The sequence below is a fragment of the Methylobacterium segetis genome (assembly GCF_004348265.1).
GTDB lineage: Bacteria > Pseudomonadota > Alphaproteobacteria > Rhizobiales > Beijerinckiaceae > Methylobacterium > Methylobacterium segetis.
Map to the genome: position 1 here is coordinate 1 of NZ_SMNT01000016.1, position 19974 is coordinate 19974.

Sequence of the window (19974 nt, forward strand, 5' to 3'; positions counted from 1 at the left end):
CGGCCAGATGGGTCCGCGCTTGCTGCGCAACTTCGTGCGCGACAGTCGCAACCAGATCGCACTCGGCATCTTTCTGGGCACCTTCGCCTATGCGCTCATCGTCCTGCGAACGGTGAGGACGGTGGAGGAGACGCAGTTCGTGCCGCATCTGGCGGTCACCGGCGCGATTGTGCTGGCGCTTCTCTGTCTAGGCACCCTGGTTTGGTTCGTTCATCACATCGCGACCAGCATCAACGTTGAGACGGTCGTCGACGAGGTCCACCACGACCTGTGCAAGGCCATCGACGACAGGACCCTCGACGAAGCAGACGTCCAGCCCCCAGCGCTGCCCATCGACGGGCTGCCAGTCAGCGTCACCGGAAATCAGTTCTTGCAGGCGATCGATACGGCGCAGCTGGCCGATTACGCGCATGAACACGGTGTGAGCATCCGCCTGCTTGTGCGCCCAGGCGACTACGTCCCGTTCGGTGCATCGGTTGCCGAAGTGAGCGGAGCTGCCGAAGGAGTGAGCGAGGCTCTGGACCGCGCCCTGACGTTCGGTCGGCGAGCTGTCGCCCTGCAGGATCTGGAATACTCCGTCCGTCAGCTGAGCGAGATTGCGGTTCGCGCCCTTTCGCCCGGCATCAACGATCCGTTCACGGCAGCAAGCGTGATCGAGCGGTTCGGCGATGCGCTCTGCCGGATCGCACCCCGTCATCTGAGAACTGGCGCGGTCGAGCGCGAAGGGCGGATCGTTCTGGTCTACCCTGTGACGGACTACGCAGGCCTGTGCGATGCCATGTTTCACCTGATCCGGCAGAACACCTCGGGATCAGCCTACGTGCTGATCCGCATGCTGGAAGTTCTGAGCCGGATTGCCGAGGTCGAGCGACAGCCACCGCGCCGCCTCGAACTTCGGCGGCATGCTGATCTGATCATGGCAAGCGTCAGACACAGCGTGACGGATCGGGCTGCCCAAGCTGACGCTGAGGACTATTACGGGGCGTTTGCTGTGACGATCGCCAGCTAGAGCAGATCCCGCGCCGCTTGAGACGGGTTGGCGGATGGCACGTTGACGGGTGAAGGAGCTTTCCCATGCCTTCGCCTCTATCTGTGGACCTGCGCGAGCGTGTCGTGGCTGCCGTGGCGGCAGGTGCCTCCTGCCGTCGCGTCGCCGCTCGCTTCGGGGTCAGCGTGTCGAGCGCCAGCCGCTGGTCGGAGCGCTTCCGCAATGAGGGCCAACTCGCCTCCAAGCCGATGGGCGGCGATCACACCTCGAAGCGGATTGAGGCGCATGCCGCGCTCATCCTGGCGACCTCGAAGCAGGAGCCGCGCCTCTTCCTGCGTGAGCTGCGCGACCGACTGGCCGAGCAGGGCGTGCAGACCAGCACGAGCGGGTTGTCACGCTTCTTCCAGCGGCACGGGATCAGCTGGAAAAAGGGGCGACACACGCAGCTGAGCAGGAGCGCGCGGACGTAAGAGCGGCCCGCGAGGCGTGGTTCGAGGCCCAGCCCGAGCTCGACCCGGACCGGCTGGTGTTCTTGGACGAGACCGCGGCTGCCACCAACATGGCGCGACGCTACGGTTGGGCCCCGCGCGGCGAGCGCTGCCGGCTCGCAGCGCCGTGGGGGCATGACAAAACCACCACCATCACCGCCGCCCTGCGCACGAGTGGGCTGTGCGCCACCGCGCTTCTTGACGGTCCCACCAACGGCAGGCGCTTTCGCAGCTACGTCACCGAGACCCTAATCCCGGTGCTGCAGCCGGGCGACATCGTCGTCATGGACAACCTGCCAGCCCACAAGGTCGCCGGCGTGCAGGCCGCGATCGAGGCCACAGGGGCCAGGCTCATGTACCTGCCGTCCTACAGCCCCGATCTCAATCCGATCGAGCAGGCCTTCGCCAAGCTCAAGGCGCTGTTGCGCAGCGCAGCAGCCCGCACCATCCCGGATCTCTGGGCAGCAATCCGGCAGGCCCTCTCGTGCTTCACCCCGCAGGAGTGCCGCAAATACCTCGCCGCAGCCGGCTACGAAGACGACTTGGCCGTCGCTACCTGACCGGGAACAGCTCTAATATGTGCCCTCGTCAGGGATCATGCGTTCGGGTCGGCCTCGGACGGTCTCGCGGCCGTATCGAGCAGCAGAGTACCAGAACCATCTGGCCCGCCCTGCAGTTTGCTCACGAACTCAACGATCGCAGACTGAGGGGCGAGTAGGTCCTACGCCGTCAGCTCGGATGTCGGTGAGATCGTGCACTCCCGACACAAGCTGAGGGTTTCCGCTATGGACGCCAGGACGCCCATTCGCCGCCCGCTCTCCGTCCTTCGCTCGTTACTGCACAGCGAGGCCAGCGGCGGCCTTCTCCTGATGGCCAGCGCCGCCCTAGCGCTCGTGGTGGCGAACTCCCCCCTGGCCGACACCTACTTCGCGGCGCTCAAGGCTTATCTCGGCCCCTTGAGCGTGCTGCACTGGATCAACGACGGCCTCATGGTCGTGTTCTTCCTGCTGGTCGGCTTGGAGATCAAACGCGAGCTGCTGGATGGGCGGCTGCGGACGTGGCCAGATCGCATTTTGCCCGGTGTAGCAGCCCTCGGCGGCATGGTTGCACCGGCGCTCGTCTATGTCGCGGTGAACTGGCACTCGCCCGGAACGCTGCGCGGCTGGGCCATTCCGGCCGCCACCGACATCGCCTTCGCCCTTGGCGTGCTGGCCCTGCTCGGCTCCCGCGTGCCGGTTTCGCTCAAGATCTTCCTGACGGCGCTCGCCATCATCGACGATCTCGGCGCGGTGCTGATCATCGCGGCGTTCTACACCGCCGACCTGTCGCTGCCGATGCTGGGCGGCGCGGCCGTCACGGTCGCCGTGCTGTACGCGATGAACAAGGCCGGGGTCGGCCGCCTGCTGCCCTACCTGCTGCTCGGCGTGGTCCTGTGGCTGTTCGTGCTGAAGTCGGGCGTGCACGCCACGATAGCCGGCGTGCTGCTGGCGCTCACGATCCCGCTGCGCCTCAGCATCGGCAAGCCGGATGACCCCACCTCGCCGCTGCACAAGCTGGAGCACGCCCTCCACCCTTGGTCGGCCTACCTCGTGCTGCCGATCTTCGGCTTCGCCAACGCGGGCGTGTCGCTGGCTGGGTTCGATCCGCACATGCTGCTCGATCCGGTCACGCTCGGCGTGGCGCTCGGCCTGCTGCTCGGCAAGCAACTCGGCGTGTTCGGCTTCGTGCTGGCGGCCGTGAAGCTCGGGCTGGCGCAGCGGCCGTCACGGGCGAGTTGGGCGCAGATCTACGGCGTGGCGCTTCTATGCGGGATCGGGTTCACGATGAGCCTGTTCATCGGCCTGCTGGCCTTCGCCAACAACCCTGCGCTCGAAGCCGAGACGAAGATCGGCGTCCTGGTTGGCTCGCTCACCTGCATGGTTTTAGGCGCATTGGTGCTACGGTTCAGCCCTGCCGCAGCAAGGCCAAAGCGAGTGCCGGTTTCATAACATCCATTCGGCGAGAACCGCGTCGATTGGGCCTTATGGAGCGTTGGGTGGTATCGACACGGCAGCGCGAAGGAATGCAGCGTGTCGGTCATCCAGCAACACAACGTCAAACTGGCGGGGACAGGGCCCATAGCGATGGTTTTCGCCCACGGCTTCGGTTGCGACCAGAACATGTGGCGGTTCGTGGCCCCCGCCTTCGAGGACGCCTTTCGCACGGTCCTGTTCGATCACGTTGGGGCCGGTGGCTCGGATCTCTCGGCCTACGACCCCGAGAAGTACGCCTCGCTGGACGGGTACGCCGACGATGTGGTCGAACTCTGCCGCGCGTTGGACGTGCAGGGCGGCGTCTTCGTCGGGCACTCGGTGAGCGCCATGATCGGTGTTCTGGCCTCGAAGAAAGCCCCCGAGCTGTTCAACATCCTCGTCATGATATGCCCATCACCGCGATACATTAACGACGGCGACTATGAGGGCGGCTTCAGCGAGGCCCAAATCGCCGAGTTGCTGGATTTCCTCGACAGCAACCACATGGGTTGGTCACAGGCGATGGCTCCCATCATCATGGGCAACCCGGATCAGCCCGAGTTGAGCGATGAGCTCACAAACAGTTTCTGCCGCACCGACCCGGACATCGCCAAGCGGTTTGCACGAACCACCTTCCTCTCGGACAACCGAGCCGATCTAGTGGAAGTGAAGGCTCGCTGCCTCGTGATCCAGTGCTCTGAGGACATCATCGCGCCGCTCTCCGTCGGCGACTACGTGCATGGCAACCTTCCCAATAGCGAGCTGGTTCTCATCGAGGCGACGGGTCACTGCCCGAACCTGAGCGCCCCTGAAGCGACCATCGCGGCCATCAAGGCATTCCTGTGAGGACGACTTGAACGGGGCGACGCCTGCCTCAGCGCCGCAGGAGACCGACGACCTGGAAGACCTCTTCGAGAATGCGCCGTGCGGCTACGTCTCCACGCTGGCAAATGGTCGGATCTCCAAGGCCAACCGCACCTTCTCGACCTGGACGGGATACGATCCTGAGCAGCTCGTTGGGCGCCGCTTCCTCGAACTGCTGAATATTGCCGGCAAGATCTACTACGAAACCCATTTCGGGCCGCTGCTGCGGATGCAGGGCTTCTTCAACGAGGTGGCCCTCGACGTTGTGCGCGCGGACGGCACGATACTGCCTGTCCTCGTCAACGCCGTCGTCCGTCGGGCCGAGACAGGCGGCATTCGGTTTATCCGAGTGACGGTATTCAACGCCTCAGATCGCCGGCGTTACGAGCGAGAGCTCCTGGAAGCACGCCGGACCGCCGAGCAGGCCAGCAGCGCCTTACAAGACCTCAACGCGACGTTGGAAGCCCGCGTGGTGGAGCGGGCCCGCGCGCTGGATCGTGCGTGGCGGCTCTCTCAGGACCTCCTCGTGATCGCCGGAGCGGACGGTGTGCTGACCGCAGTCAATGCTGCCTGGACGGACCTGCTGGGGTGGCAGGCGTCCGATCTCATTGGGCACAGCTTCGAGGCGTTCACGCATCCCGAGGATCTGGCAGCCACACAGGCCGCATTCGCCGGCATCTTCGAGGCGCCGCTCACCCAATCATACGAGTACCGCCTGCGCCATGCAGATGGAACATACCGCTGGTTCGCCTGGACAGGGGCACTTGAGCACGGCGAGGTCTACGCAACCGGGCGTCACACGACGGCCCAGCGCGAACAAGCCGCCGTACTGGCCCGGGCTGAGGATGCCTTGCGGCAATCGCAGAAGATGGAGGCGGTGGGCCAACTCACGGGCGGTTTGGCGCATGACTTCAACAACCTGCTGGCGGGCATCTCCGGCAGTTTGGAACTCATGCAGACGCGCATGAGCCAGGGACGGCTGGGCGACCTCGACCGCTACATCAACGCCGCCCAGGGTGCCTCGAAACGCGCTGCAGCCCTCACCCACCGCCTGCTCGCCTTCTCGCGCCGTCAGACGCTCGACCCCACGCCCACCGACGTGAACCGGCTTGTGACGGGTATGGAGGAGATGATCCGGCGCACCGTTGGTCCAGCCATTCACATCGAGGTGGTTGGGGCCGGCGGGTTGTGGCCAGCCCTGATCGACCCGCCGCAGCTCGAGAACGCGCTGCTGAACCTCTGCATCAACGCCCGCGATGCTATGCCGGAGGGCGGGCGCATCACCATCGAGACCGCTAACAAGTGGCTTGATGACCACGCCGCGCAGGAGCGTGAATTGCCACCGGGCCAGTACCTCTCTCTGTGCGTGACGGACACTGGCACGGGCATGCCGCCCGAGGTGATCGCTCGGGCCTTCGACCCGTTCTTCACCACCAAGCCCGCTGGCCAGGGCACCGGTCTCGGCCTTTCGATGATCTACGGCTTCGCCCGGCAGTCCGGTGGACAGGTGCGGATCTACTCGGAGGTGGGCCAAGGCACGACGATGTGCCTCTACCTGCCCCGCCACTACGGTTCGGTAGATCCTGAGGGCACCCTGTTCACCCACTCAGCCGTGCAGCGCGCGGAGCAGGACGCGACGGTGCTCATCGTCGATGATGAGCCGACCGTGCGGATGTTGGTGACGGAGGTCCTAGAGGAGCTGGGCTACACGGCTATTGAGGCGGCTGATAGCGGAGCGGGCCTGAAGGTGCTCCAATCAAACGTGCGCATCGACCTACTGGTGACGGATGTGGGTTTGCCCGGCGGCATGAACGGGCGGCAAATGGCGGATGCGGGGCGTCTGATGCGGCCAGGCCTGAAAGTGCTGTTCATTACGGGCTACGCCGAGAACGCGGCGGTCGGCAATGGCCTCCTGGAGCCAGGTATGCAGATACTGACGAAGCCTTTTGCGATCGAAGCACTGGCCTCCCGCATCAAAAATCTCGTTACGGACTGACCTGCAGGAACCCGCTCCCGTGTCTTTGAGGGGTTCATCTCAGAGCATGTGGTGCTCTCATCGGACACATCCGGGTCACTGTTCGTGGGTTGGGATTTATGGAACCGGGGGTGACTGTCCGTTTCCCAGTTCAGGAGGTCTGCTCGGCTTCGCCGCCGCGCCGCAGTTCGGAAACCAGTGCTTCAACAGTGAACACCACGCCGCGCGGGCGATAGTCGATCTCTGCCGTGCCGCCCAGCTCGGCGGCAAGCGCCCGCTCGATCAGTCGTGTGCCAAAGCCCTTTTGCGTAGGCGGCGTAACCGGCGGCCCGCCCAACTCCTCCCAACGCAGGCACAGACGCTCAGGGGCGGAACCGTCTACGATGTCCCAGTTCAGGATCACCCGGCCCTCGTCGGTCGAGAGCGCTCCATACTTCACCGCGTTGGTGGCCAACTCGTGCAGGGCCATGACGAAGGCCAGTGCGAGGCGTGGGCTGAGCCGCACCTCGGGGCCACTGGCCTTGAACCGTCGCCCACTGCCGGCCTGGAACGGTCGCAGCGCACTCTCCACAATCTCCGCCAGCGTCGCTCCTTCCCAACTCTCGCGCGTCAGAACGTCATGAGCGGCCGACAGGGATTGCAGGCGGGCCTCAAGGGTTTTCCGGGCCTCGTCGAGGGAAGAGGCGCTACGCAGGGTTTGATGTGCGATCGACTGCATCGTCGCCATCGAGTTTTTGACCCGGTGGCTCAACTCGGCCACCAGCAGCGCGCGATGTTCCTCGCCGCGCTTGCGCTCGGTGATATCGATCGAAACGCCGGCCATGCTCAGTGGCGAGCCATCGGCGTGGTAGTAGGTTTGCCCCCGGATTTGTAGCCAGCGGACCTCTCCTTTGGGAGTGCGGATGGCGTACTCAATGTCGTAGTCGGTCTGCTGCTCAATCGACGTTCTGACGGCCGCCAGCATCCGCGCCCGGTCCTCGGGTATGATCGACGCCAGCAACTCGTCGTAGGTGAATGTATCGCCGGCCGTACGGCCGAAATTCTCCTTGCAGAGGTCGGAGGCGACCAGCCGCCGGTCGGCCAGATCAAGCGTCCAGGTGCCGAACCGGCCAGCCTTGAGCATAAAGCGCAGCCGGTCTTCGCTGCGGCGCAGATCGCTCGCCCGGCGCTCCACGTCCTGCTCCAGAGCGTCCCGATCCTTTTGAAGGCGCACCAGCCGGTCACGCTCCAAGGTGACATCGAACTGTGAGGCAAAGAAATACGTCAGTTGGCCATTGTCATCGAACACTGGAGAGATCAGCAGTCGGTTCCAAAAAACCTCGCCGTTCTTCTTGTGGTTCAAAATCTCAATTTCGACAGGCACACGCCGCTCAATCGCATCACGGATCTTCGCGACATCCTCCTGATTGGTCTCCGGACCTTGGAGGAAACGGCAGTTGTTGCCCAGGATTTCACTGCGCGCGTAGCCAGTGAGCTTGGAGAACGCGTCGTTGACGAAGACGATCGGGTTGTCGGGCTTGCTGGGGTCCGTGATGATCATCGGCATTCGCGTTGCCCGAACGGCAGCGACGAAAGGGTCCGAACTTTTCGCAATCCGCACGAGTTCGGCGTCGATGCGGTCGTGTTCGCGGCGGTTGCTCATTGTCCGCTGCCTCTCCACACGGCCCAGAGGCAGGCTGCTCCTGCGCTTCTCAGGTCATAGCACAGCTCAGCCTGCTGGCTGTGGCCCATTGGAGCGGCTCCCCCTCTCCCACCTGATAATCCGGCTCAGCCTATCCCGGTAGCGGGCTGCCCGTGAAGGTGAGCGTGGCCGAGTAGACGGCGTGCCCGTCCTCATCCTTGACCAGCATCGTGAACGTGCGCTGGTCAGCCCCCTTGGGGATGTCCTCGCAGGCGACATTCGGCAGGAGGGACTTAGCCTTCGCATACGCTTCGTCCAAGCCTGCAAGCTCGGTCCCGATGTCATCGCAGTGGGGACCGCCGTCGTGGACGTCGAAGAAGTAACGCGGCATGTGGCTCTCCGCATGCAACAGGCGGGAGCACACACATCTCTCAGGCGCCGACGGCCAGGGTCGAGCCAGCGATGGTCTACTTCCGCACCGATCGGCCACGAGGCGCCACAACATGGATGAACGCCTCGCGCGAACGGAAGCCGCCACGTCCCAAGAAGGCTTGTCCGGCTGGACCTTAGCGGGCGGAGCGACCCACCCAAGTACTCCTCGCAGCTCGGGCGACACGGAACTCAGAAGCAGAGCAGCGTCAGCCTTTGCGAAGGAGCGCCTGGTTCGTTCACCTGCGTAAGTGTCCGCTTTTTGCGACCCGGCTACGAGGCGGGATGCCCTGGTTCTATTTCCACCTACGTACGCCTGACGGTCTGGACCTCGACGAGATCGGGCTGGAGCTGATCGGGGTAGAGGCCGCCTACCTGGACGCCTGCCGGGCGATCCCAATGATGGCGGTCGAGCTGCTGGAAAAGAAGGTTGATCCGCGGCGCTGCTGCTTCGAGATCACCAACGGGGCAGGTCAGGCTCTGCTGAAGCTGCCATTCACGGAGATCCTCGACCGGGATGCACACCGCATACGTACGAACTCTTAGCCCGCGCCCGAGCGATCAGCACCAGCAGCGATAGCCCTGATCGGCATGCGCCCTGAGCGTATAGCTGGCCAGCGGGGACACTGGCCTTTCGGTATCGCCTGCCTTCAGGGGACCCGCAGGTACGTCGGATCGAACTCCGCAAGGTGCTCCAGAGCTGGCCGATCCAGCAGGCTCACTCGCTCTCTATGCCAGCCGATGAGGTTCTGGCTGCGCAGCGCCTGCAACGTGCGGTTGACGTGGACGTTCGACATACCAGTCAGTTCGGCAAGCTCGATCTGCGTCAGGGGCAGACTGTACCCCTCTTCGTCCGCCAGCCCGACTGCGTGCAGCCGCTCCCGCAGCTCGCAGAACAGGTGGGCGAGACGTTGCAGAGCGGAGCGTTGGCCGAGGCTCAACACCCGCTCGCTGTCGATGGCTTTGTCGAGCAGGAGACGATTGAGCAGCGTGCGAGCAAGCTCAGGCTCCTGCCGGAGCGGATCGGCCACGCGTTCGAGAGGGATCTCACCGAAGATGCAGGGGGTCAGCGTCGTGATCCCGCAATCCGCCCAGCCGCGCAGAACGGTCTCAAGATCACACATGTCACCTGGTACCAGGAGAGCTATCATCTGCCGCTGGCCGTTTCTCAGCGTGCGATGCCGACAGGTGTAGCCAGATAGGAGTACATGCGCCATCTGAGGCGCCTCGCCCTGTTCGATGAGGTTTTGATACCGGCAAAGGGCCCGCTCGCGCACGACAATCCGCAGCACTGGATGAGCAGCCTGCCCCGCAAAACGCACTAGGGATCCGGCCATTCCGCTCGCACTCATGATGGGCTTGTTCCCCCTCCTTCGGGCCCGTCAACACGTATGACTTACGTAGGTTACAAGTGCTCAGCAAGAGTTCGATTGCGGACAATCGGATTGACCACTCCAGCGCATGAGCGTTCCAATAGGTCTTGCCCTATCGGACCGGTCCGGACTCCTCAAAACGTCATGTCCAGAAAACGACGGTTTTTGAGACAGGGTTGCGAGAGTGAGAGCCGCCCCCCGGACAGGGTCTGTCAGCGGCTTAGGCTATGCTGTGACAGGAGAGATCTAGGCGTACGCCGAGCCCATCGGTACGGTCAGGCTTCATTGGCTCGCAACGCCGAGAACCACGATGCCCATCCGGCGCGAGCACCGCTTCTTCTACCCAATCGATTGGCCGCAGCTCTCGATCGTGATCCGCTTCCGTAGAGCCGGCGGGCGCTGCGAAGGTTGCGGTCGACCACACGGACATCGTGTCGTTCACCTGGGTGACGGCCGCTGGTGGGACGCTGCGACCGGCGTGTGGCGGGACGGACGAGGCAAGGCTCTGCGCAGCCTGCCAACCGCCGAGGAGATCGCTGCTGTCCGAATGACGAAGGTCGTGCTTGCGACCGCCCACCGCGACCACGACCCCAGCAACAACGCGGCCTCGAACCTCGCTGCTTTCTGTCAGCGGTGCCACCTGCTGCACGACCGTCCTGAGCATCAGCGGCGGCGATGGCTCACGTTGTTCCGGCGCAAAGCCTTGGGCGACCTGTTCGGTGGCCCATACGCCTAACTCAGCGTTCGTGAGCAGCCTCTTCCGGTGGGCGCTGGCGAGTTTGGCGGCTCCATAAGGATCAGCCCGCGCAAGAACGGGTGATAAACCGCCTCGATTTTGAAAAATCAGTTGTACGTCGGCGGCATCAGGCGACTTGGCCCGATGCTCTAGTTCGACGCCCGAGCAGGCACCCGCAGTGGCAAGCCGTATCGCGCAACCTCTCCGCACCCATCCCTAGCCTTGCCTGCCACCTTGAGCGGCACATTAGGAACAAAAGAGGTACATGGCCGTTAGCGGGACCGAGCGTGGCAGCAGCGACGGCTCGCCCTGCTGCCGAGTACGGCACAACAACCATAATCGGGGCCGTCTATGCCTTATGAAATTGACTTCCTACCGGTTGGGACCATGGCCAGCAGCGGCGATGCCATCGCCATTCGCTACGGTACCCACGGCCTCGGTTACACCATCCATGTAGTCGATGGCGGCTATGCTGACACCGCACCGGGTCTCATCAAGCACATTCGCAGCAGCTACAGCTCCGAAACCATCACACATGTGGTCTTGACCCACGCAGACGGCGACCATGCCGTCGGCTTGGTCGAGGTTATGCAGACTCTCAACGTGCAAGCTTTGTGGATGAATAGACCTTGGCTCTACGCGGCCGAGATCGTCCATCACTTCCACGGCAACTGGACCGTTGATGGTTTGATCCGCCACCTGCGCGAGAAGTACCCCACGCTGGTTGAGCTGGAAGCTATCGCCATTCGGCGGGGCATTCCGGTCTATGAGGCGTTTCAGGGTGCGCAGATCGGCCAGTTCACAGTGCTGGCGCCCTCGCGGCAACGCTACCTCAATCTGCTGCCTGATTTCGATAAAACTCCGGAGCGGAAGACCACGGCGGATAGCGCAGGTTTGTGGGGGCGCCTGATTGAGACCGCCAAGGCGGCGGTGCGATGGGTGATGGAAAGTTGGACCAGCGAAACTCTCTCTGAGAACCCGGAGCCGACTAGCGCCTCGAACGAGAGCAGCGTGGTGCAGATGGCCGTGATCGACGGCCAGCAGTTGGTGCTTACTGGGGATGTGGGCCCGCAGGGTCTGCACGAGGCCGCGACGTATGCTGAAATTCTGTACGGCCGGCTGAACCCCCACTTCATCCAGGTGCCGCACCACGGCAGCCGGCGCAACGTCACGCCATCTGCCTTGAACCGCTGGTTGGGGCCGATCCAGCCACAAGGCTCCTCGCTTGGGGTCGCCTACTGCTCGGCCGCTCGGCTGGACGACGAGCATCCGCGTAAGAAAGTGGTCAATGCTTTCACGCGGCGCGGCTACGAGGTCCACGTCACCAACGGGCGGCACATCTACTACCAGTCCGACATGGGCCGGACCGGCCTTCCGATAACGCCTGAGCCCTTCGCGACCCAGGTCGAAGAATGATGGACTTCTTCAAACAGTTCGACACTTACAGCCTGAAAGCGCGGGTTTTCCCGGCGCTGATCGCTGGGCTGCCGACCCTCGCGCTGCTGTTCATGCTGGTGCCATGGGACCGGATCGGCCTGCCGCACCTGACCGCCTCGGCTATGGGGCTGGTGCTACTGTTCGCCTTTGCCGACGTTGCCCGACGCACTGGCCGCCACGTCGAAACGAAGCTCGGCACGCGCTCCACGCCTGAGCAATGGCACCGGGGCAACGCGGACGTAGCTGAAGGGGCTAAGGATCGATACCGCGCGTTCATTGCGGATAAGCTCAAGCTGCCGGCGCCGACCGCTGAGGACGAGCGCACCGACTCGGCGCGAGCCAACGACTTCTATCGCAGCGCGGGCAACTGGCTGCGCGAGCACACCCGCGACACGCGCACCCATGCCATCCTGTTCGGTGAGAACATCACCTACGGGTTCCGGCGCAACCTCCTTGGCCTTAAGCCCATTGCCTTGCTGGTCAACCTCCTGGTGCTGGCGTTCTGCGTGGTCTTGCTGTGGTTCCGTCCGCTCTACTTCGCCGCGTTGCCTAACATCGACGAGAAGCTCGTCATCATAATCGCGGCCGTTTTCCTGCACTCAGCCTACATGCTGTTTGCAGTCAGCAAGGGCGCAGTGCGCGACGCGTCCCGCGCCTACGGTACTCAGTTGGTTCTCAGCTGCGAAACGCTGATGAGGCAGCCGACCGCGACCACTCCTCAAGCGGGTAGGAAAAGAAATAACAATGGCTAGGCCCTTCACCGCAGGGCCAGGACTTTAGGTGTGGAGTAGATCGCGCAACGCACAGTCGGCGAAAGACTGACAGATCTTCTTCCATTCTAGCGCACCCATCGGCCGACCATCGCTCCATGCGTCTCCAGGTAGGTTCTCGATGGTGATGCTGGCCACCAGCTTCTCCAGCGACCAGCGCGGTCTCGGACTCGCCATCTCCGCATCGCTCTCCTGGCTGACCGTGGCCAGCGACCCGAGGTGCAGCGCGGCGCTCAACTTGGAGGGTCTTGGAAGGCTTTGGAGGGCTCGGATGCCTCCGCCTGGAGGGCTGTCATCCGCGGCTAAGCCTCGGCAAGGGCTTGGCTATTCGGGTGCCGCCGAGCCCCTGGAGGGCTTGGAAGGCCGCGGCCCTCTATCTCTAATATTCCTTTTCCCTCTATCTCTCCCCCGGTCCCCCTGCTCACCCCATCCGCACGCCCCTCCGGGGCCGGCCAATGGCGGCTGCTCGGGACGGCGGCTCCCCCTTCATCTCCTATTTCTCCTCGTCTAAGAGAGAAAAGAGCCCTCCAAGCCTTCCAAACGCCGCGCCGCCAATGGCTTAGCGAGCGGAGCAGCCTTCCGACAGCCTTCCAAGACTCCCCCAACCTGCCCTCCGAACGGGGCTGTCGGGCTGCTGTCTGCCTGTCAGGTTCCGTCAGTCTAGGATCGAGCTGCCCGCCGCTTGAGCCTCCGCGCCGCTCGCGCCCATGCGGCCAGCGCAAGGCGGGCGACGTGTCATCTCTGTCACCCCGCCCGAGCGCGCCGGCTGTCACCCGTGTCACCTCAGATCCGGGAGGTCGTCACTGAAAAGAACTCGGGTGCCTGGCGCCCGCAGCCCTCCGACCCTCGGGGAGGGACCCGCGCCCCTCAAGCTGGCAACCCGTGCCGAGCCGAGGGCGGGTCAACCCGCCGTCGTCAACCGCGTCAACCCAGCCGGCGGCCGAGCCTTACTGCCACCCCCTTGGGGAGCGGAGCACCGTTAAGCCGCACCGGCCGGCTTAACGGTCCGGGCTGTTAAGGCCGTTAATCCAGGTTCGCCCATTGCCCCACTGGAGAGGGCTCGGGTGGCGACTGCTCGCCCGGGAGCACCTCCGCAGGAAGGACCCAGCCGGGGTCGGCCCATCCGACGCGCCGGCCGACCCGGCTACTCATGGTTGCGTTGAGGGCCGGGAAGCTAACAGCAGGCCGGGAGCGTTAGGTGCCGTTAGCCCTGATCCGCGGACAGCCCGACTGGAGAACCCTCGGGTCGTTACCGCTCGCAGGGGGCACGCCTCGCAGGAGGGACCCGCTCCACCATTCACGCCCGGGCCTCGGCCCAAGCGCGAAGCCGCCCCTCTCCGCACACTCACCGGGGAGGGGCCGAGGTCGCCGCTCCTCCCCCATCCTGTGTGGAAGGCGTGCCGCCCTAGGAGCAAAGGGGGAGCGGGGGAGAGAGGAAGCCAGGCCCGGCCGGAGCCGGGACCGGGGTCAGGTCAGCTTGCGGAGATCCCAAACCGTCTTGCCCGAGTGCCTGGAGCGGGCATCAATCCCGCGGTCGCGCAGGGCCGGGGCGATGCGGGTGAGAGCGGTTCCGAGGGCCTGCGCCGTCTTGGGCCAGGCATAGCTCCGCCGAACCTCTTCCTTGGCCCACTTCGGATCCGACAGCACCTCCAGGAGTTCGGTTGGGGTGCCGGTCCACTCGCCCCCGGGCAGATCATCCATCATCGCCACGACGGCCAGGGCGACCGGGTTGTTGCCGAAGGCGGTGCTCGACAGCTCGCTCAGCATGGTCCGGTAGGCGGCGAGCAGGGCATCGCCATCAAGGCCCAGCCCCGGCGCCGCGGCGACCATGAAGTTCGCGAACCAGGCCATGCGGGGCGGGTTCGCGAGCCGAACCTCAGCCATCCGGCGCAGGCCGGTGCTCATGGCTTCGAGGAAGGCGCCGAGGACGCGCGGAAGGACTGCCTCCCAATCCCGCTTGATGTCGGCCGAGGTCCGCCGCTCGCCGGCCGGCACCGGCCGCAGCCGCACGGTTACGGAGCGGTCGGCGAGGTCCGGGCGCTCGGCCAGGGCGGGGATACCGTTGAGGATCACCGGCCGGGTTGCGTCGAGGATGGTGAGGTTCGCGTCCGTGTACATCGAGCGGGAAGCCATTTGGCCGCCGGTTGCCAGCATGCAGAGGCAATCGCTCATCCAGCCCTCGACCTTCGACAGATTGTCGAAGGCCACGACGTGGGTGTGCTGCGCGAGCACGAAGAGGTCGCGGTCCTCTTTCGGGGGCGACAGGATCGAGGCCGCATGCGGGTCCACGATGGACCGCAGCAACCGCGTCAGGGTGCTTTTGCCGGTGCCCTGCTCGCCGTTGAGGACCAGGAGCGGGAACTCATCCGAGGCGCACAGAGCCGCCAGGGTCCAGGCGATAATGAGGTGAAGGTCCGTTTCCGTCCCCACGTTGACGAAGGGGGCCAGCATCTCCGGCAGGCTGTTATCCGAGGCGAACTCGGGCTCGGGCAGCGGTTGCAGCCCCTCCGGCCGCACGAAGGGCAGGCTGTGGCTGTCGAGGATGCGCACCTCCCGGGGTCCGACCTCAACGGCCCGCCAGCGGGTGCATCCGAGGTCGAGATAGAACTTCCCGTCCTGGCGGCCGACGCGCAGCCATTCCTTCCGCTGCGGGCCGTAGGCGATGGCTCGCGCCTCCAGGAGGCCAACGACCTCCTCCAGGTTCGATTTCGACGGGATGCGCGCGGACGCCTCGTGCGCCCGCAGACGCAGGTAGCGGGCGAAGGCATCAGACCGCAGGCGCCAGTTCTCGCGGTGCCCCGTGGGCATCAGGATCGACGCATAGGCATCCTTCTTCGGGGTGTGCCAGAGCTCGAACTCCTCGGCGATTGCCAGGAGGGTATCCTGCATGGACGGGCGGCCCGGGCCACGCTTGCCCCCGTCCTCGGTGGACGCCTCGGCGCTCGGCGCCGCGGGCTCGGGGAAGGCGGCAGCCGGCGCAGGGGCCGCGGGCCTTGCCGCCGGCCTGGCACCCGCGACGAGGGCCGTCGCGCGCTCCTGCGACCATCCCTCCTCAAGGGCGTCCGCCGCGTCCCATCCGTCCTCAACCTGCTCGGACGCCAGCTCCGGCAGCATCACGACGAGGACGGACGCCGCGCCGGCCGCGTACAGCCGCTCGGCGGCGGCGGCGGCGTAGGCCGCGCCCGGCTCGTCCGGATCGGGCCAGACCGTGACATGCCGGCCCCGCAGCGGAGCCCAATCGGCATGCCCTGCCCGCTTGGAGCCGCCCGCGCTCGCGATCGTGACATGCCCCGGGAGCAGCTTCCCGGCGGCGTCCGCCGACTTCTCGCCCTCGCACAGCACGACCGGCGCGCCGGGCCTCTCGGCCAGGCGGTCGAGGCCGTAGAGCGGAGCGAGCCCGTCCCAGGACTGCCACCGCCAGGCGAGCCCCGCCCCCTTGTCGGAGGTGCACACGACGAGGGGGCGGAATTCCTTGCGGCCGTCCGGCTTGTTGAACCGGCAGGTGTAGCCGAGCAGCCGCCGCCCCCCGTCGAGGTAGGTCCAGGTCGCCGCGGGAACGCCGAGCTGCGGATGCCGCTTGGGGGCGGCCGGCGCGCCATCGGGGACCGGCACGACGGAGGAGAACTTCGGCTTGTCGCTCGCCTTGGCCGCAGCCTTAGGGGCCGGCACGTCGGCGAGCCGGGCGAAGGGGTTGCTACTCATACGCGTCGAGCCCCAACATCTCGGCGACGCCGACGGCCGCCTCATCTTGCTTTTTGTCGAAGAGGAAGGCGGCCAAGCTGATGAGGTCGCCGCCCCGGTCGTTGGTGGCGAAGTCGCCCCACTTGCCGGTGCTCAGGTTGACCTTGAAGGAGCCCGGCCGGCTGTCCGCCCGTCTTGGGTTCTTGGCGACCCACTCGCGCCCCTCGCGGCGCCCGTCCGGGAGCCACGACCGCATGATGTCGTCGGCGCGGTAGGCCGCGGCCGAGGCGATGCGGGTGAAGGCGATGCTGCGACGGCGCTTCATGGGCGACCGTCCCGGCCCTCGGCCTCGCTCGCGTATGCCGCCTCGATTGCCGCTGCGATGCCGTCCCGGCCCGCCGCGTTGAAGGAGACGCCCGCCGCCACCTCCAGGAGCCAGACGCCCACGACGCCGCGCGCCACGCCGTAGAGGGTCGAGAGCAGGGATACGAAGTCTCGGCCGGCATGGTCGGGCCGATCGCGCAGCCGGGGCTTGGCGCCGGCATCGGGGAAGGCGTCGAGGTCGATCCACCAGGACAGGCCGACCACGCTGATGCGGACCCGGCCGAGCCGCTTTTCGAGGTGATGCTTCCCGCGGGCCCCGAGCGTCGGCGCCAGAAGGGCGGAGCGCAGCAGGGGCGCCGCATCCTCCAGCTTGCTCCGGAGGCGGTGCCGACCGGCATACAGCGCCTTGGGCACCACGTCGTCGGGGGAGGCGACCTCGCCCCGGATATCCAGCTCGTACCCGGTCGCGCGGTAGGGGGATTCCTTGCGGTAGCAGTGCGCCGCGCGGTGTCCCGGAAAGGCCCCGTGGCTGTGCACCGTCTCGCAGTGCTGGCACCAGACATGGGCCTGAGCCACGCGGCCGGCGGCGGCGGGCGTCACGAAGGCGGGGAGGATCGGGACGGGCCGCATCACTGCGCACCCCCGATCCGGGCGAACACGTCGAGCGTCGCGAGGCCCAGATGCGCCAGGAGGCGATCCTCGGCCGGCAGCTCGCCCGGGTGCCGCGCATCGGCATCGGCGCTGCCGTGCCAGTACCAGCGGGCGAGGGAGAGCACGTCGGCGCCGCCCTCCCCTTGGGAGGTGCGCCATACCCCTGAGGTCAGGTCGACCGTGACCACGACCTCGACGGGGTACATGCGGCTGAACCGGGCATCGTTGCTGCGGCCGTAGCGGGTGACGCACCCGTGCAGCATCCCGTTCACGTCGACGCTGCCGCCGCTCAGGATGTGCGGGACCAGCTCGGCCGCGTGGGCCTGAAGCACGCGGCGCAGCCGAACGGCCGTGGCGCCAGTCGGGCGCACGGCTCCCCAAGGCAGCTCGCCGAGGCGGTTGCCCCAACGGATCGCAAGGCCGTCCGGGAGGGAGACCTCGGGGCGTCGGCGCGGTGGAGTATCGGGCTTCGGGACAGGTTTCGGCATCGTCGTCTCCGAGCGCGGGGAGGAGCCCGCGCGGCGAGAGACGATGGAAGCAGACGGCCGAGCTTGGGGCTTCCCGACCACCCTCCGCCTTTCAAAGGGTTGTCGGACAGGGCCGCGGGCCGGCACCCGGACACACCGGGCACCCGACCCTGCAGGAGGGCGGCGCGCGCCCTTTCTGCACGATGATGGAGGGGCAAGCGGGCAACAGCGCAGCCCGAAACGCGGCCGGAATGGCCCCGCCAGGAGGGTTGCCGCCTAACGGAGCGGCCGAGGGCCGTTAACGATGGAGCCGGAAATGATTGACACCGCGAAACGAAGCGGGTCGGATGGCGCTCGCGGGTCCCGGCGGTCGGGATTCGCCAGAGGTCCTATGGTCTAGAAACACGAAACCCGCCGGGTCAGGGCGGGCTGCGCGCTTCCAGCTCGGCGAGCGAGGAAGGAGAGGATCGGCGAACCAATCCTGTGGCGGGATTGATCCTCTCCCAAACCGCGGCGCCTCGTCAAGCGAGAATGGTCAACTCTCGCGATGGCGGAGCTTTGCCTGCGGCCAGGCTGTGCAACCCTGTGGGTTCGTAACCCGAGGTTACGAGTTCATGCTGGTTGACGAGATGCGCCGCTCGATCGAGCGGTGCGAGCTGACGCGCCTGCCTGAGGTGTCGTCGGCGGTGTGGAAGGCGTTCGGCGCCGCAGCCATCACCGAGGATGAGGCCGGGGAGCTGTCGCAGCTCATCGCGGCCCGACAGGTGGCCTGGAATGCGGCCAAGGCAGCGCCCTCGGCCCGCCGTTCGGTGGGCACCCGCCCCCGCACGTCCGCGAGCCTGGAGCGGCGCCGGAAGTGGTGCGCCAGCGGCTTCCTGCCGCCAGCCATCGCCGCCAGGTTCTCGCCCGCCGAAAACGCTGTGCTGGCCGTGATCGCCGCCGAGTGTGGCCCGACCGGCGAAGGCACCTGCGATCTCGCAATCGCCTACGTCGCGGCCTTGGCGGGGGTCTCAGAGACCACCGTACGCAACGCTGTTCGGGCGGCGAAGGCGCTCGGGCTCCTGGCGGTCGAGGAGCGCCGGGTGACCGCGTTCCGCAGCCTGACCAACCTCGTGCGCCTGTACGAGCCGGCCTGGCGCTCGTGGCTCCGTCACCGGGCCAAGACGGCCAAGGGGGGTGGGTGCAAATTAGCGCAGCCCACGAGCATAGATTCTACAACTAAGGACCGGCAGCGCCCGGCATGGACCCGCGCAAGGGCTGCCGGCGGGACGCGGGCAGGGTCGGCAGCGCCAACTTGGCACCCACAGCGGTTCGCGGCGGCCGGCGCTGGCCCGAGCCGAGGCCATGCGCCCTGAGCATGCGGCCGTTCGACATGACGGACATGGCAGGCAGGCAGCGGAACGGCCTCGCCCCCGTCGGGGCGACAACCCTGAATTCCGGACTAGCCTCACTGGCGGCCCCCCGGCATGCCTATGCCCGTGCGGTGAGGAAGCCCCGGGAGGGACCCGCGGGCCCTGCCCTATCTCGCCTCCTCCAGGAGACGCAGGAGGTCGGCCGCCCGGGCCCGGAGCCGCCGAGGATCGGCGCCAGCGCCCGCGGCGGCCCACAGGAAGGCTCGGAGCTGCGCAGCCTCCTCGCGGGCCTTCTGTGCGGCCTGGAGGGCGCCCGCGAGGTCGAGGACCAGAAGGCGCTCGACGGCATCGGCGGCCGGGCTGGTGCCACCCAAGGCCACAGCCGGAACCTCGGGAGAGGATTGCATCGCCGATCCTTCAGTGTGCCGCGGCGCGACGGGCGACCTTCGCCACCTGCCAGACGCCCGTGAGAGCCGCCGAGAGGCAGGACGCCCAGGCATCACCCGTGGCCTCGCGGCGAGCCTGCGCGACGGCCGCGGCCATGATCGCACGGCGGTCATACCGGCCCGCCACGACGAGGGGACGGGCCCGCAGTTCTTGGCGGGCGCGGTTGGCGGCCAGCTTGGCGAAGACCTCGCGGCGGCAATGGGCCCGACGCGCCTCGGCGCTGACCTGCATCCGGTCTGCGCGCAGGTCGCGGAGGGCGGCGTTCCAGGAGATCGAGCGACGGAGGGGCATCGAGAGTGGCCTTGCTGTAAATCGGTGCCTGGAGTACCTTTCTGGCCCTGAGGTTTGTAAACACCTCA

General features: G+C 66.3%; 20 protein-coding genes. 10 read left to right on the forward strand and 10 right to left on the reverse strand.

Going from position 1 to position 19974, the window contains the following annotated elements:
• The 5 genes from E1J50_RS06260 to E1J50_RS06280 all read left to right on the forward strand — a co-directional run.
• The coding region (locus E1J50_RS06260) for a DUF2254 domain-containing protein (protein WP_132251511.1) at positions 1-1009 on the forward strand (1009 nt) is incomplete at its 5' end.
• 65 nt (positions 1010-1074) lie between these two features.
• A protein-coding gene (locus E1J50_RS06265; protein ID WP_132251513.1) for an IS630 family transposase occupies positions 1075-2036 on the forward strand; the annotation gives its coding sequence in 2 pieces (ribosomal slippage) (positions 1075-1423 and positions 1423-2036; 963 coding nt in all).
• A 225-nt stretch (positions 2037-2261) separates the two neighbouring features.
• The gene (gene nhaA / locus E1J50_RS06270; RefSeq protein ID WP_132251515.1) at positions 2262-3464 is read left to right on the forward strand and encodes a Na+/H+ antiporter NhaA; all 1203 of its coding nucleotides are present in this window, start codon (positions 2262-2264) and stop codon (positions 3462-3464) included.
• Positions 3465-3545: 81 nt separating this feature from the next.
• Entirely contained in the window at positions 3546-4334 is a 789-nt protein-coding gene (locus E1J50_RS06275) for an alpha/beta fold hydrolase (RefSeq protein WP_132251517.1), read from the forward strand.
• Positions 4335-4341: 7 nt separating this feature from the next.
• Positions 4342-6348 (forward strand): hybrid sensor histidine kinase/response regulator, encoded by a 2007-nt coding sequence (locus E1J50_RS06280; RefSeq protein WP_132251519.1) that lies wholly within the window; start codon positions 4342-4344, stop codon positions 6346-6348.
• Positions 6349-6478: 130 nt separating this feature from the next.
• Here E1J50_RS06280 and E1J50_RS06285 read toward each other — a convergent pair whose 3' ends face one another.
• Together E1J50_RS06285 and E1J50_RS06290 are read right to left on the reverse strand one after the other, a co-directional pair.
• Positions 6479-7969: an HWE histidine kinase domain-containing protein gene (locus tag E1J50_RS06285; protein ID WP_132251521.1), complete on the reverse strand. Its 1491-nt coding sequence runs from the start codon at positions 7967-7969 to the stop codon at positions 6479-6481.
• A 130-nt stretch (positions 7970-8099) separates the two neighbouring features.
• Complete coding sequence (locus E1J50_RS06290) at positions 8100-8339, reverse strand: DUF6894 family protein (RefSeq protein WP_132251523.1); 240 nt, start codon at positions 8337-8339, stop codon at positions 8100-8102.
• Positions 8340-8662: 323 nt separating this feature from the next.
• Between E1J50_RS06290 and E1J50_RS06295 the strand changes: the two genes are divergently transcribed.
• On the forward strand, positions 8663-8923 hold the full coding sequence (locus E1J50_RS06295; RefSeq protein WP_132251526.1) for a DUF6894 family protein: 261 nt from the start codon (positions 8663-8665) through the stop codon (positions 8921-8923).
• 104 nt (positions 8924-9027) lie between these two features.
• On the opposite strand, the gene E1J50_RS06300 is transcribed toward E1J50_RS06295, so the two are convergent.
• Entirely contained in the window at positions 9028-9729 is a 702-nt protein-coding gene (locus E1J50_RS06300) for a Crp/Fnr family transcriptional regulator (protein WP_132251528.1), read from the reverse strand.
• A 331-nt stretch (positions 9730-10060) separates the two neighbouring features.
• Here E1J50_RS06300 and E1J50_RS06305 point away from each other — a divergent pair, with 331 nt between their 5' ends.
• From E1J50_RS06305 to E1J50_RS06315, 3 genes are all read left to right on the forward strand, one after another.
• Positions 10061-10486 (forward strand): hypothetical protein, encoded by a 426-nt coding sequence (locus tag E1J50_RS06305; RefSeq protein WP_132251531.1) that lies wholly within the window; start codon positions 10061-10063, stop codon positions 10484-10486.
• Between the two features lie 387 nt (positions 10487-10873).
• Positions 10874-11902: an MBL fold metallo-hydrolase gene (locus tag E1J50_RS06310; protein WP_132251533.1), complete on the forward strand. Its 1029-nt coding sequence runs from the start codon at positions 10874-10876 to the stop codon at positions 11900-11902.
• Positions 11899-12675 (forward strand): hypothetical protein, encoded by a 777-nt coding sequence (locus tag E1J50_RS06315; protein WP_132251535.1) that lies wholly within the window; start codon positions 11899-11901, stop codon positions 12673-12675. The genes E1J50_RS06310 and E1J50_RS06315 overlap by 4 nt, the downstream gene beginning before the upstream one ends.
• A 24-nt stretch (positions 12676-12699) precedes the next feature.
• On the opposite strand, the gene E1J50_RS06320 is transcribed toward E1J50_RS06315, so the two are convergent.
• The 5 genes from E1J50_RS06320 to E1J50_RS06340 all read right to left on the reverse strand — a co-directional run bounded on the left by E1J50_RS06320 (position 12700) and on the right by E1J50_RS06340 (position 17837).
• The gene (locus E1J50_RS06320) at positions 12700-12930 is read right to left on the reverse strand and encodes a hypothetical protein (protein ID WP_132251537.1); all 231 of its coding nucleotides are present in this window, start codon (positions 12928-12930) and stop codon (positions 12700-12702) included.
• 1230 nt (positions 12931-14160) lie between these two features.
• A complete protein-coding gene (locus E1J50_RS06325) occupies positions 14161-16395 on the reverse strand; it encodes a hypothetical protein (RefSeq protein WP_132251539.1) in 2235 nt (744 codons plus the stop codon).
• Positions 16388-16699 (reverse strand): hypothetical protein, encoded by a 312-nt coding sequence (locus E1J50_RS06330; protein ID WP_132251542.1) that lies wholly within the window; start codon positions 16697-16699, stop codon positions 16388-16390. The genes E1J50_RS06325 and E1J50_RS06330 overlap by 8 nt, the downstream gene beginning before the upstream one ends.
• Positions 16696-17328, reverse strand: coding sequence for a hypothetical protein (locus E1J50_RS06335; RefSeq protein ID WP_132251544.1), 633 nt, complete (start codon positions 17326-17328; stop codon positions 16696-16698). Before E1J50_RS06335 ends, E1J50_RS06330 begins: the two co-directional genes overlap by 4 nt.
• Entirely contained in the window at positions 17328-17837 is a 510-nt protein-coding gene (locus E1J50_RS06340) for a hypothetical protein (RefSeq protein WP_132251547.1), read from the reverse strand. The genes E1J50_RS06335 and E1J50_RS06340 overlap by 1 nt, the downstream gene beginning before the upstream one ends.
• 593 nt (positions 17838-18430) lie before the next feature.
• Here E1J50_RS06340 and E1J50_RS06345 point away from each other — a divergent pair.
• Entirely contained in the window at positions 18431-19171 is a 741-nt protein-coding gene (locus E1J50_RS06345) for a transcriptional regulator (RefSeq protein WP_207919158.1), read from the forward strand.
• 164 nt (positions 19172-19335) lie between these two features.
• On the opposite strand, the gene E1J50_RS06350 is transcribed toward E1J50_RS06345, so the two are convergent.
• Positions 19336-19575: a hypothetical protein gene (locus E1J50_RS06350; protein ID WP_132251549.1), complete on the reverse strand. Its 240-nt coding sequence runs from the start codon at positions 19573-19575 to the stop codon at positions 19336-19338.
• 10 nt (positions 19576-19585) lie between these two features.
• The gene (locus E1J50_RS06355; RefSeq protein ID WP_132251551.1) at positions 19586-19906 is read right to left on the reverse strand and encodes a hypothetical protein; all 321 of its coding nucleotides are present in this window, start codon (positions 19904-19906) and stop codon (positions 19586-19588) included.
• Positions 19907-19974: the final 68 nt, after the last annotated feature.

Excerpts from the sequence above, each read along its gene's own strand:
- E1J50_RS06295 (WP_132251526.1), top strand. The coding sequence starts at position 8,663 with ATGCCCTGGTTCTATTTCCACCTACGTACGCCTGACGGTCTGGACCTC.
- E1J50_RS06330 (WP_132251542.1), bottom strand. The coding sequence starts at position 16,699 with ATGAAGCGCCGTCGCAGCATCGCCTTCACCCGCATCGCCTCGGCCGCG.
- nhaA (WP_132251515.1), top strand. The coding sequence starts at position 2,262 with ATGGACGCCAGGACGCCCATTCGCCGCCCGCTCTCCGTCCTTCGCTCG.
- E1J50_RS06300 (WP_132251528.1), bottom strand. The coding sequence starts at position 9,729 with ATGAGTGCGAGCGGAATGGCCGGATCCCTAGTGCGTTTTGCGGGGCAG.
- E1J50_RS06310 (WP_132251533.1), top strand. The coding sequence starts at position 10,874 with ATGGCCAGCAGCGGCGATGCCATCGCCATTCGCTACGGTACCCACGGC.
- E1J50_RS06315 (WP_132251535.1), top strand. The coding sequence starts at position 11,899 with ATGATGGACTTCTTCAAACAGTTCGACACTTACAGCCTGAAAGCGCGG.
- E1J50_RS06325 (WP_132251539.1), bottom strand. The coding sequence starts at position 16,395 with ATGAGTAGCAACCCCTTCGCCCGGCTCGCCGACGTGCCGGCCCCTAAG.
- E1J50_RS06305 (WP_132251531.1), top strand. The coding sequence starts at position 10,061 with ATGCCCATCCGGCGCGAGCACCGCTTCTTCTACCCAATCGATTGGCCG.
- E1J50_RS06350 (WP_132251549.1), bottom strand. The coding sequence starts at position 19,575 with ATGCAATCCTCTCCCGAGGTTCCGGCTGTGGCCTTGGGTGGCACCAGC.
- E1J50_RS06335 (WP_132251544.1), bottom strand. The coding sequence starts at position 17,328 with ATGCGGCCCGTCCCGATCCTCCCCGCCTTCGTGACGCCCGCCGCCGCC.
- E1J50_RS06345 (WP_207919158.1), top strand. The coding sequence starts at position 18,431 with ATGCTGGTTGACGAGATGCGCCGCTCGATCGAGCGGTGCGAGCTGACG.
- E1J50_RS06340 (WP_132251547.1), bottom strand. The coding sequence starts at position 17,837 with ATGCCGAAACCTGTCCCGAAGCCCGATACTCCACCGCGCCGACGCCCC.
- E1J50_RS06290 (WP_132251523.1), bottom strand. The coding sequence starts at position 8,339 with ATGCCGCGTTACTTCTTCGACGTCCACGACGGCGGTCCCCACTGCGAT.
- E1J50_RS06355 (WP_132251551.1), bottom strand. The coding sequence starts at position 19,906 with ATGCCCCTCCGTCGCTCGATCTCCTGGAACGCCGCCCTCCGCGACCTG.
- E1J50_RS06285 (WP_132251521.1), bottom strand. The coding sequence starts at position 7,969 with ATGAGCAACCGCCGCGAACACGACCGCATCGACGCCGAACTCGTGCGG.